The 12,311-nt window shown below is 32.2% G+C and carries 12 protein-coding genes; all 12 read right to left on the reverse strand.

Annotated elements, in window-relative coordinates:
- Positions 1-2: 2 nt before the first annotated feature.
- The 12 genes from Q5N74_RS11010 to Q5N74_RS11065 all read right to left on the reverse strand — a co-directional run bounded on the left by Q5N74_RS11010 (position 3) and on the right by Q5N74_RS11065 (position 12,301).
- Positions 3-878, reverse strand: a complete 876-nt coding sequence (locus Q5N74_RS11010) for an N-acetylneuraminate synthase family protein (RefSeq protein WP_304388858.1) — start codon at positions 876-878, stop codon at positions 3-5.
- A 15-nt stretch (positions 879-893) separates the two neighbouring features.
- Positions 894-2,048 carry an acylneuraminate cytidylyltransferase gene (locus Q5N74_RS11015; protein WP_304388859.1) on the reverse strand — a complete coding sequence of 385 codons (1,155 nt, stop codon included), beginning with the start codon at positions 2,046-2,048 and terminating at the stop codon, positions 894-896.
- Positions 2,049-2,146: 98 nt separating this feature from the next.
- Positions 2,147-3,193 carry a GDP-L-fucose synthase gene (locus Q5N74_RS11020; protein WP_304388860.1) on the reverse strand — a complete coding sequence of 349 codons (1,047 nt, stop codon included), beginning with the start codon at positions 3,191-3,193 and terminating at the stop codon, positions 2,147-2,149.
- Between the two features lie 3 nt (positions 3,194-3,196).
- Positions 3,197-4,255: a GDP-mannose 4,6-dehydratase gene (gmd, locus tag Q5N74_RS11025; RefSeq protein ID WP_304388861.1), complete on the reverse strand. Its 1,059-nt coding sequence runs from the start codon at positions 4,253-4,255 to the stop codon at positions 3,197-3,199.
- A 203-nt stretch (positions 4,256-4,458) separates the two neighbouring features.
- The gene (locus Q5N74_RS11030) at positions 4,459-5,610 is read right to left on the reverse strand and encodes a glycosyltransferase (RefSeq protein ID WP_304388862.1); all 1,152 of its coding nucleotides are present in this window, start codon (positions 5,608-5,610) and stop codon (positions 4,459-4,461) included.
- Complete coding sequence (locus tag Q5N74_RS11035) at positions 5,607-6,674, reverse strand: glycosyltransferase family 2 protein (RefSeq protein WP_304388863.1); 1,068 nt, start codon at positions 6,672-6,674, stop codon at positions 5,607-5,609. Before Q5N74_RS11035 ends, Q5N74_RS11030 begins: the two co-directional genes overlap by 4 nt.
- Positions 6,671-7,585: a glycosyltransferase gene (locus tag Q5N74_RS11040; RefSeq protein WP_304388864.1), complete on the reverse strand. Its 915-nt coding sequence runs from the start codon at positions 7,583-7,585 to the stop codon at positions 6,671-6,673. The genes Q5N74_RS11035 and Q5N74_RS11040 overlap by 4 nt, the downstream gene beginning before the upstream one ends.
- Before the next feature lie 14 nt (positions 7,586-7,599).
- Positions 7,600-8,688 carry a glycoside hydrolase family 99-like domain-containing protein gene (locus Q5N74_RS11045; RefSeq protein ID WP_304388865.1) on the reverse strand — a complete coding sequence of 363 codons (1,089 nt, stop codon included), beginning with the start codon at positions 8,686-8,688 and terminating at the stop codon, positions 7,600-7,602.
- A complete protein-coding gene (locus tag Q5N74_RS11050; protein ID WP_304388866.1) occupies positions 8,672-9,532 on the reverse strand; it encodes a glycosyltransferase family 2 protein in 861 nt (286 codons plus the stop codon). The genes Q5N74_RS11045 and Q5N74_RS11050 overlap by 17 nt, the downstream gene beginning before the upstream one ends.
- A gap of 78 nt (positions 9,533-9,610) precedes the next feature.
- A complete protein-coding gene (locus Q5N74_RS11055) occupies positions 9,611-10,654 on the reverse strand; it encodes an acyltransferase (protein WP_304388868.1) in 1,044 nt (347 codons plus the stop codon).
- A 15-nt stretch (positions 10,655-10,669) separates the two neighbouring features.
- Positions 10,670-11,449, reverse strand: a complete 780-nt coding sequence (locus Q5N74_RS11060; protein ID WP_304388869.1) for a glycosyltransferase family 2 protein — start codon at positions 11,447-11,449, stop codon at positions 10,670-10,672.
- A 6-nt stretch (positions 11,450-11,455) separates the two neighbouring features.
- Complete coding sequence (locus tag Q5N74_RS11065) at positions 11,456-12,301, reverse strand: glycosyltransferase family A protein (RefSeq protein WP_304388870.1); 846 nt, start codon at positions 12,299-12,301, stop codon at positions 11,456-11,458.
- Positions 12,302-12,311 lie beyond the last annotated feature (10 nt).

Consider the following 12,311-nt stretch of genomic DNA (forward strand, 5'->3'; position numbering starts at 1 on the left):
GCCTAGCCTTTTTGATTTTTTAATTTATCCCGTTGCACTTGTTCAATAGGTAAAATGTCTTGCGCTTTGTAGCTAAGCGCTTTATAAACCGCATTTAAATCTCTTGACAATTTACGTAACCCCATAGGCTCTAAAGAGGCTGCGTGATCGGTTCCTTTCCAAGTTCTATCAATTGTATAATGACGTTCTATAATGTTTGCCCCTAGAGTATAGGCAGCAATATCAACAGCAATCCCCAAGTGATGGCCAGAAAAACCAATATGCTTTACCTCATCTTGATATTTATCAATCAATAAATTAATATCTAAAAGGCACACATCTTCAAACGGTACTGGATACCCTGATGTGCAATTGTATAATACTAAATCTTTATTTCTGTTGAATTTTTTAAAAAACTGCACCAAATCTTCAATTTCATTTTTGGTAGTCATACCGGTTGAAATATGAAGCTCTCCTTGGTAATTTTCACACAACCACTCCAGCATTTTCATATTGTTATTACATGCAGAAGGAATTTTAATAAACTCAGGATTTAAAGACGCTATTTCTTTAGCCGAAGTAACATCCCAAACGGATGTAGAATAGGTAATTCCTATTTCTTCACAATATGATTTCAATTCTTGATGTTGATCTACATCAAACTCTAAATACTCGCGATGCTCCCCATAGGTGTCGCCATAAGAATTAGCGGGATTCGGGTGCGGTTGGTTGTATTGTTCTTCAGTTAATAATTCTTTATTATTTCGCTTCTGAAACTTGACGGCATCAGCATTACAAAATATTTTTGCTACTTTAATAAGTTCTTTAGCTATTTCCATATCACCTTTATGGTTGCAGCCAATTTCAGCAATGATGTAGGGTTTTTTATAAGTGTTCATGACTATTGGAGGCTATTAAAACCGTTTATTATAATTAAAAATGAACTGACAAGCTTCACGAATAGCACCTGCTCCCGAATTTTTAGAAAGCACAATATCCGCATGCTGTTTCACAACATCAGTCGCATTATTTGGGGTTAATGACCATCCCACACTACAAATATTGGTTAAATCGTTAACATCATCACCTAAATAGGCTACGTTGTTAAGTGATATATTTTGGTCCTTTAAAACATGCTGTAATAAACTATATTTATCTTTAACTCCTAAAAACACATGATTAATTTTTAGTTTCTGCATACGTTTTGCTACCAATTCAGACTGCTCCGACGTCATGATCATCACCTCAATATTAAATTGACGGAGTATTTCTAGTCCCATACCATCACGCATATCGAAACCTTTCGTATGCTCGCCGTCTTTGGTATATGTAATAGTTCCATCGGTAAAAACACCGTCTACATCAAGAACAATATGAGTGATTTTCTTAGACTCTTTAGCTCGTTTTTGGCGTTCAATTAGTAACGTTTCAACAGCCATCCAATCGTTTTCCGAGTCAATTTCTAATAAAGTATCTTCTGGCATTTTAACTACCGCCACTTTATCTCCTATTCTGTTTTTATGTTTCTGTAAAGCTTCCTTTGTTGTAGTATAAACGGCTCCATTTTCAACCAACAACCCCTCAAAATCTTGACGTCTAGGTCGTTCATGTGGATTATAATTAATAGCCGTTCCGTTTTCATTCCATAAGAAACGATGTGTATTTACGACCGTTAATGCCGAATCGAACCCCGTGTCAAGTTTCTCTAAACAGGTATTTATATCCTCTTTTTTAGTAAAAGGTGATGTGGCTTGAAGTAAACAAAACACATCAAAATCATAATTTATTTTATCACAGAATTCGAGCATGGCGAATTCCGTTGAAGCCGTATCGGTAGCGCTTTCGTCACTACGTAAAACAGCTTTTACTTTAGGCGTCCAATAGTATTCTTTATTTATAAAATCAATAATATCAGAATCATCTGTATAAACAAACACGGTATCTAAATTTGAAAAAATAGCTTCCGCTAAAACCCAAGTAAACAAGGGTCTACCAACCATTTTTCGTTTATTTTTATTAGGGATTCCTTTGGAATTTTTTCTAAGTGGTATAAAACCTATTTTTTTCATCTATTCTAATATCATTTAGCTGGTTAAAAGCATGTGCTAAAATACACTTTTTGAAAAGAAAGGTTAAGAAATAAAACTGAAATGTAAAACAGAATTTATTATTTATTTTGTAAATACCAATCATACAACCTTTTTACACCATCTTGTAAATTTACAGTATGCTTCCAACCTAGAGTATTAATTTTAGAACAATCCGTTAACTTTCTAAAGGTGCCATCAGGTTTAGATAAATTAAAAGTAAAATTGCCTTTATAACCAATAACACTCTTAATTAATTGTGCCATATTTTCTATAGAGATATCTTCACCTGTGCCAATATTGATATGAGTATTCCTAATATCTTTAGAATTTGAAACACAAGCTTTGAAGTTCACCTCTTTCATAACAAACACACATGCTGCTGCCATATCTTCAGACCATAAAAACTCTCGCATTGGTTTGCCACTCCCCCAAATTTCAACACTTGTTTTAGTAATGCCATAGTTCGATAAAACACTATGAATTTCGTCAATATCAGGAATTCTCAAATCTGCAATCAACCCGTTAAAATTAGATTCCTGATATAACTTAGCCAAATGAATCTTCCTGATTAATGCAGGAAGCACATGTGATCTTTCTAAATCAAAATTATCATTTGGACCATACAGATTTGTTGGCATAACTGATAAGAAATTAGTATCATACTGTATATTATAACTTTCGCATAGTTTTATACCTGCAATTTTAGCGATTGCATAAGGTTCATTAGTATACTCCAATGGCCCTGTTAATAAATACTCTTCCTTAATGGGCTGTTGGCAGTCTTTAGGATAAATACAGGTACTTCCTAAAAAAAGTAGTTTCTTAACTTTGTGAATATGACTTAGATGAATTACATGATTTTGAATCATTAAATTTTCATAAATAAAAGCCCCCCTTCTAATATTGTTATCTAAAATACCTCCAACTTTTGCAGCTGCCAAAAACACAAATTCTGGTTGTTCCTTTTCAAAAAAATCAGCAACAGCATTGTAATCCATTAAATTTAAGTCCGCCCTATTTCTTACAACAATATTTAAATAACCTTCTCTATTCAAAGTCTTTAAAATAGCACTTCCAACCAAACCATTATGACCGGCCACAAATATTTTGGCATTTAAGTCCATAAACTAAGCTTTATTTAATACGTGTTTTAAGTCGTGATTCATCATAATCTTAACCAACTCCTTAAACGATGTTTTTCGTGGATTCCAGCCTAAATTGGTTTTTGCCTTTGTTGGGTCTCCCAAAAGCGTTTCTACTTCCGCCAAGCGGTAATAATTTGAATCTATTTCAATCAATGTTTTACCCGTTTTATTACATAAGCCTTTTTCATCTGCCCCTTGGCCTTGCCACTCTATAATAATATCAGCTTCCTTAAAAGCGAGTTCACAAAACGTCCTTACCGAATGTTGCTCTCCTGTACCTATAACATAATCTTCAGGAATGTCTTGTTGCAGCATCAACCACATACACTCAACATAATCTTTGGCATATCCCCAATCTCTTTTAGCATCCAAGTTTCCTAAATATAATTTATCTTGAATACCATGAGCTATTCTTGCTGCTGCTAATGTGATTTTTCTGGTAACAAAAGTTTCACCTCTGCGCTCTGACTCATGATTAAACAAAATACCATTAACAGCATACATCCCGTAAGATTCTCTATAGTTTTTAGTAATCCAGAAAGCGTATAATTTGGCAACTCCGTAAGGAGAACGCGGATAAAATGGTGTCGTTTCCGTTTGAGGTGTCTCTTGAACTTTACCGAATAATTCGGATGTTGATGCTTGATATATTCTTGTTTTATGTGTTAAACCACAAATCCGAATAGCTTCTAAAATTTTTAAAGTGCCAACACCATCAGTTTCTGCCGTATATTCTGGCATATCAAAAGAAACTTTGACATGCGATTGAGCAGCAAGATTATATATCTCGTCTGGTTGTATTTCTTGAACTAAGCGAATAAGATTCGAACCATCTGTCATATCTCCATAATGCAATTTTATATTTTGCTTTTTATGAATATCCTTAAGAACTTTATCTATATATAAATGTTCAATTCGCTCGGTATTAAACGTAGAACTTCGTCTAATAATACCATGCACTATATACCCCTTATCAAGTAAAAATTCTGCTAAATATGAACCATCTTGTCCATTTACACCTGTAATTAAGGCTATTTTCATTGAAACATTTTAGTAATTAATCTATATAAATACCTTTTAAAACTGAATACAATTATATATGACCCTTATTTCAAATTATATTTACGCATTATAAAAAAATTAAGGACTAATTTATAACAGCTACAAATCAGTTAAGTTTAACAGTTTAAAAGCATATGCTAAAATACACTTTTTGTATTTGAAACCTTGAAAAATTTGTCAAATCAACTTTTTAAAACTTCATTATAAGCATTCAAAACTTGAGTTTTAATACGTGTTATTTCAAAGCGAGGCTTGATATTGTTTTGATTCTTTATAAAAGCCTTTTCTATTAAACCTGAATTTGAAACCACTTTAACAATTAATTCCTTGATCGCTTCTGAATCATTACAGTCTTCAATTAAAAATCCATTTTCACCATGTTTAATAACTTCTGATGATGCGCCTCCAGGATTAGACTGAATGGGAAATGCACCTTGTGCAATCGCCTCTAAAAGAGTGTTAGGCATACCATCGGAATTACTATTTCCAATATAAACCAATGCCTCTCCCATAAGTTTTAAAATAGCAGCATGAGTTAAAAAATTACTTCTAGGAAGTACCTTAACAGCCACTTTCTGCGAAATGCCATGCTCCGTAATATAATTTTCAACCTCTTTATCGGCTCCAAATACTATAATTTGATATAGTTCTAATTCAATTTTAATTAATTCCAAAGCCTTGATAACCTCAATAGCTCGACCAGAACGTCCTTGATACCCTTTTACAAGAATTGTAGTTCGTTCCGTAATTGGTTTTATATACGCATCCGTTTCATTATAATCAAATCCGCCGCCGCCAGGAAAGGTCCCCAAAACTTGCCCTTTGAAACCTAACTCTCGTGCTATCGAAATATCACGTTTACAATCTGTAATTAAATAATTTACTCTTGGCAAAACCCTTAAAATATCCTCTTTATATGAAGGGATGTTTTTAAAATAATACAAATCACTTCCCCATGAAGAATATATCCAAGGTAAATGACTGTGTTTCTGCATAACGTTTAAAATAGGAGTGCATGAAATATACATGACCACACTATGAACCACATCCGGTTTAATGTCTTGTAATACCTTTTCAAACACTTTCTCTGTATTGTTTTCGAATAAAAAACTTAATTTTTTATATAAAAAAGGCACCCTTTTTTTCAAAAAATAGCGGCCTTTAAAACTGGGATACTTTTGTTTCCATCCTGTAATTTGATGCACCCAAGGCAAACCTTCTGCCCTACCACCATCTAGAATATCGAACCAAAACACCTCATGACCAGAATCCTTTAATTGTTCTGTCCACCTTACAAAGTGAATCGAATTCATAGAAACCATTAATATCTTCATAACTTAATGGTAAAATGAATGGTTTGATTATTGGAGTTATACTGCAATATATAGGCATTAGTCCTCAAATTATTCACAATACATTCTAAAAGTATATTGTTTATAATTTGCATAGTTAAAAACGACACCGTTTTTTTACCTAGTAATTTCTTTGTTTTTTGTTTAATGGAATTGTAGTTTACATCATGCGTTATGGCAACTGTTAGTACTTTACCTGTGAGAGTTAATAAAACATTACTTATAAACGCTTTTATTTCTGCCTCCTTATTTGTGAGTTTAAAATTTAAATCAACCGATTTTAAAGCTAAATAATCGAGTTCTCTATATACTCCCCAATTAAAATTCTCATTAGCTTTTACTCTCTTCGTTTCCTTAGATAATTCTAAATATTGATGATTTATTTGCTCTAATGATGAGTGAAACGGTGTTAAATCATTCACTTCTCTATAATGTTTTGGATGCCATTGATGCAACATTAAAATAGAATCCGTGTAAAAAGAAACGTTATAACCTGCATTATTTAATCTCATATGCACATCGGTATCTTCAGCTCCCCAACCATGATAAAATTCATCATAGCCATTTATGGACTTTAAAATTTTAGTATTAAACAAAGTCATACCAGTTGCTTCTGCATTCGATTTAAAGCTCAGCTTATAAGCATCAAATTCTTTGCTTATTCTTGATTCTTCTTCACCTAAAAAGCCCACTTGAAAATATACAACTTCTTTACTTTGCTTTAAACTATCGAGAGTTTCAATAAAATTGGGATGATAAATCATATCAACATCACCCACAAAAAAATATGGGGTATCCGTTTGTTTTAAAACCATATTTATAGCCTTCGATTTACACCAAAGTTGCTGCTCGGTTTCGAACCTTAGCAACTTAACAAAGTTATAGGATTGGACCAATGTATTAAGTTGGACTTTATATCTATTTTGACTACCATAATCCACAAAAACAACCTCAAACCCGCTATTAGTTTGTGCTTTTAAAGAATTCAAACAAGTTTCAACACTATTTAAATCTCTATTTCTATAAGTTAATACGATGGTTATCATGCAACACTTTTGTAGATTGAATACAAATATAGCTTTGTTAATTTAAAGTTTAGCGTCTCATGCTTTAGATTGAATATATATTGCCTCAGTGCTTTTAGATATTTTTTTTCTCTGTTATAGCTGGTCATTAGCCCTAATTCATGTTTTTGGATGGCTTTTAGCACGATGCTTTTTTTGTGATAAAAATCAGGATCCTTCCAAATACTTTTTAATACACCTAAATTCACCAATAAGGTATTACTGCCTGATTTCCTGACTTTAGCTGAAACCCCAATTTGCATTCTATAAACCGCTGTTACGTCATTAATAAAATGAATTTTACTTCCATCTTTTAGAGTCCATAAATAGGTAGGCCAATCACCATACGGAAAATTTAAAATCCAAGACGGTAGATCTCCACTATTTTGTTTATTTCTGAATAAAGCTGTTACTGATGGAATAACATTTTCAAAAATTAAATCATCGAAACCATTGGATAGCCTAGAATGTTTTGCAACAGACTCTCTAAATGTACCATCAGGAAAAAGTTTTTGTAGTTTGGAATAAACTATAGAATAATCTGAGTTTTCCTCTAAAAAATCGACTTGTTTTTGTAGTTTATCCTCATCAATCCAATAATCATCACCATCACAAATAGCGATATACTTACCATCGCATGCTTTAATGGTTCGCATATAATTAGCAATTAACCCGATGTTCTTTTCTAACGCAGGTAATAATTTAATCTTGTTTGAATGCTTATTAGCGTAAGTTTCGCATATGGCTCTCGTGCTATCTGTACTGCAATCTTCACCTATTACAATTTGGAAATTGAAGTTTGTTTTTTGCATCAATATACTCTCTATAGTTTGTGCTATAAAGTGTTCTTGATTATAGGTGAGCAAAAAGATGCTGACAGTAATTTGATTCATTTAAAACAAATATGCTATTTAGAAAGTATTTCTTTAGTGGCATCTAAATAGGCAGTCCCCCATTTTTGACAAGGCTCTATATGATTCCCTTCGGCCCACTCGTTCCAAGCATTTATAAACAAAAAAGGCTCGGGCATTTCCTCCCAAGGGTAATTTTCTTTTATATGCTTTAACCAATGTTTATATTTATCTGGCGTTGAATTATGAAGGATAAAATAATTTACTTTTCTTCTAGAGGAATTGTCCCACATTGGGGTAATTGTTGGATAACAATTGGCTTTAAACCCCCTGTTAATTTGTAGATTAGAAAATGCTTCATAATCATAAACCAATTCATATTTATTTTTTACGGTTGCTTTTATTTTTCTTAAGAACTCATTGAAATAACGTCTTAACAGCGTATTTTTAATAGATTCAGGTCTGTTGCTAAAACTTGGCTGAAATTCAAATGCAAAATCAAAACCCGATTCATTTAACAAATTTTCATAATCTGTAGTTTTTGTACAACCAATATACAAATCAGGGAAACCCGCTTTTTTAACTTCAGCCCTCCAAAGCGCAATGGTGCTTCTAATATCAGGAAACAAATTAGGACGATATATTATAAACATGGGTTTACCATTTACTTTAATATATCGTGAATCTTTAAAATGCTTTATAAGTTCTTGAATATGAGTATAATCATCTTCTGCTGAATACTCTTGTTTTAGCAATACATCAGATTCACCACCATTCCAAATACGTGTCCAGTTTTCATTTGCCCAACACATCATAAATGGTAAATCTTCCTTAGGGTTATTTAGCTTTCGTTTTAGAGGTTCTTCCAGAACACGTTTACCATTAAACCAATAATGATAATAACAAAAACCATGTATTCCTTTGGATTTTGCAAGTTCTTCTTGTGCTAACCTCGCTTCTTCTAAACGTAAATCATAAAAACCTAAATCTGCTGGCAAATGAGGTTGGTAATGGTCTTTAAAAAGTGGCTTCGCTTTCGTTACATTGGTCCATTCGGTAAAGCCTTTTCCCCACCATTCATCATTTTCCGGTATGGGATGAAATTGAGGAAGGTATATTGCAATGGGTTTAATTTGTTTTGACATATTTGTAAAAATAAGCAAGTTTAGAATAAATTTTAGATTTTATTTTTTCTTGAATTGAGGTTCTGTTTTTATTATAAACTTCTTTATGTTTTTCTCTAGTGAGCCTAAGTAACTCCTGTTGTTTTTCTACTTTAAAAAAAGCTTCCAAGTTTTTAGCTGCTTTTAAAAATCCAGATTTCATTAATTTAAAATCTACACTCATGGCATTTGTTCTTATTCTATAAAGCGCCAATACTTCCTTTCTGTTTTTAATCCCCTTTGAATAATAAAACAGTTTAACCCAAAACACCCAATCTTCATGGTTTGGTAAATCTTCATCAAATCTAAGACGATGTGTGTCTATTAACTGCTTTTCAAATAATACTGCATGGCAGGGAATTGACTTTCGATACTCCCAGTCTAAAATGACTTCCTTTTTAAAATCAATTTCAGAAAGAAAAGGTGATAAATATCTGTGTTTCGCCGGTTGTTCTTTATTACCGTCTATAAAAGAAAAATAGTTTGAAATTGATATTTGAGCCTTCTGCAAATCTTGTAATTGCAATTCAAACTTAGTAGGTTTAATTAAATCGTCTGCATCTAATAATTGGATATAATGACCTGTAGCAACATTTAACCCCGAATTTCTAGCACTACTTAAACCTCCATTAACTTTATAAACATATACAAAACGTTGATCTTGATTTATCCACTCTTTTGCGATTACTTCTGTATTGTCTGTACTTCCATCGTTTATAATTATACATTCCCAATTAGGATAAGTTTGATTTAAAACCGATTGCAGTGTTTCATCTAAATACGGCCCTTGGTTAAAACAAGGTATAATTACGGATATTTTTTTCATTAACTAATCATTTTAAATAGTCATTAAAAGTTCACAGGTTAAGTAACCATAGTTAGTTTACCCATTTAAGGTGCACTTCTATTTTTTAAACGATAGGTTAAATAGCTTTTTATTTTTATACACTAATGCTTTCTTTTCTATTAAATGCCATGATAAAAAACCACATATTATCGAAATAAGTAGCGAATAAATCATTAATTGGTACGTGTTTAATTTGAAAAAATACACTAAAGTTTGCTGAACTGGAAAACTGTAGATATAAATACCATAAGACATATCACCAATTTTGCCAAAAGTACTAAAAAATGGTAATGCATTAAAACCTATAAGTAAAACAATAACAGGGAACGGGATATGCTTTATGGCATTGAAAAAGTTAAAGTAAATTGCCAGTATAAAAACGGCTATTGCAATAATTAGATGAAATTTACTAATTATTTTTTCAAAGCTGAAAGACGCAAATAAACTACCGCAAATAAAAAATGTACCCAAGTTTAAAATATGATACCCCTGCATTCCTAAAATAGACGATCCAGCAAATCTGTCAATAAAAAAATTATAGGTAACAAATAATATTATAAAAACAAGTGAAAGAAGAAGTCTAACGACTTTAATGTTTTTTCTGAAAATATATAAAAAACCAATAGCTATATATAAGGAAAATTCATAACGGATCGTCCACAAGGAGCCATTTATAGCATGATAAAAATTTGAATCAAAAACACCTTTAATTCCAGACTGAAACCCGTACAGTACTATATTTCTAGGTAAATATGTATATACTTCGGTATTGTAGAAATAAGACACATTTCCATGATAGACAAAGGGAGTTAATAAGACAGTTAGTAGTAAAACAAAAAATAAAGCTGGAAACAATCTTAAAAAGCGCTTTTTAAAATAACTCAAAACACTTTTACTACGCTGTAAACTTTGAAATATGAAATAACCACTAATAACGAAAAAGCCACTTAAGCCTAATTGAGCCCATACTATTTGCCCGTTTGAAACTTGGTAAACCCATTGTGAACCTTCATCTACGCCAGATAATGGGTAAGCATGTGATATAACAACAAATACCGCGAATAGAAATCTTAAAAAGTCGAAATTATTATTTTTATGCATGCTTATAATTCGCTATTAAAACTTTTTGGGTTTGTTGAAAACAAACTTTATAAGATAAAAATACCTTAATAAAGCATATTTCAAATCAGACAAAAAGGTTTTAACCGCGCTTAAAATGGCTCCAAAAATGGCTCTGGTTGCACTATATAAATTAACATCTTGGTGCCATAACTGGTAATTACCAACCACATCATTCTTAAACCTAAAAAAAAGTTGCTTCTTGGTTCTCCTAATTTGATAACAAAAAATAGATGGCACAAACTCAATATCAAACCCTGCTTTTAAAACCCTTACAGTCCATTCTTTATCTTCAAAAGTAGCCACATCCTCTTTGAAGGGGTATTTTCCCCATACTTTTTTACTGAAAGCGGAGCCTGAAAAAATTAATCCTGATTTATTGGGATCTACCGTCGCTGGGACTTTATTAATATAATTTCTATAGTCGTTCGTACTATGTAAACATCTTAAGCCTGCTAGATTTGAATTCTTTTTAAACTTTTCAACTATCAATTTAAAAAAATCGTGACTTACGGGATAGGAATGCGCACTAAAGATAACCACAATATTGTTTTTAGCTTCTTTAGCACAAATATTTGCACTACCGCCAAAACTGAAATTTTCTATGGTTACAAAACGAGCTCCAAATTGTTTAGTAATAGCTTCACTAGCATCAGAAGACAGGTTGTCAACTACTATAATTTCATCTATATCATCACTATAACGTTCGGTTAAGTTTTTCAACGAGAACGACAACGCTTCTGCTTGGTTTTTATTTCTGATGACAACTGAAATCATTTTAATCTATTTTAATAAATTATTAAACAACCTAAACGGTTTAGTTAGTAACCTTCCTATTTTATATTCAAACGAATTTTTAATAGTCATTTCACTTGTGCGGTGTTTCTTTATAATATGAAAAAGATAATCTAATGTGGTGTCATATTGAGCTATATAAACTTCTTTATGTTTTTTATACATATAACTCATATTAGCTTCTAAATGACTTTTCAAAGTATCCGTAAGCATTGATTTTTTAGATTTTCTGTAGTAAAACAAAAACTCTTCAACAAACTTAAACTCCCAACCATGTTTTGTTATGGCAAGCCAAAACTCCCAATCTTCAAAACCACTTTTCATATTTTCATCGTAGCCTCCAACAGTTTCCCAACACGACTTCCGATATAAAGAGGTGGCCATCATGATATTTTCATATAATAATGCGTGGTATGTTGTACCTACTGGTTTCTGTTTATGAATAACATTCTCAATGGTATCTGTAAAAAAATTGCTGTAGCAAGATACAATCGCCAAATTTTTATTCTGATTTAAAACAGGTACTAACTTTTCTAAAAAGGTTTCATGAATAATATCGTCTGCATCTAAGGGTAGTATAAATTCACCATTGCTTCCTTCTACACCTGCATTTCTCGCGCTAGACAAACCACCGTTTTCCTTTTCTACATAAGTGAATCTTTTGTCTTTGGTACACCAACTTTTGGCTACTTCCTGGGTATTGTCTGGACTTCCGTCATTCACAATAATACACTCCCAATTTGTATAGGTTTGGTTTAGTACAGACTTTAAAGCTTCGCTCAAGAAATGAGCTTGGTTGTAACAGGGAACTATTATGGAAACTAGTTTATTCATTCAAAAGGAA

This window comes from Mariniflexile sp. AS56 (assembly GCF_030552475.1).
In the GTDB taxonomy this organism is placed as follows: Bacteria; Bacteroidota; Bacteroidia; order Flavobacteriales; family Flavobacteriaceae; genus Mariniflexile.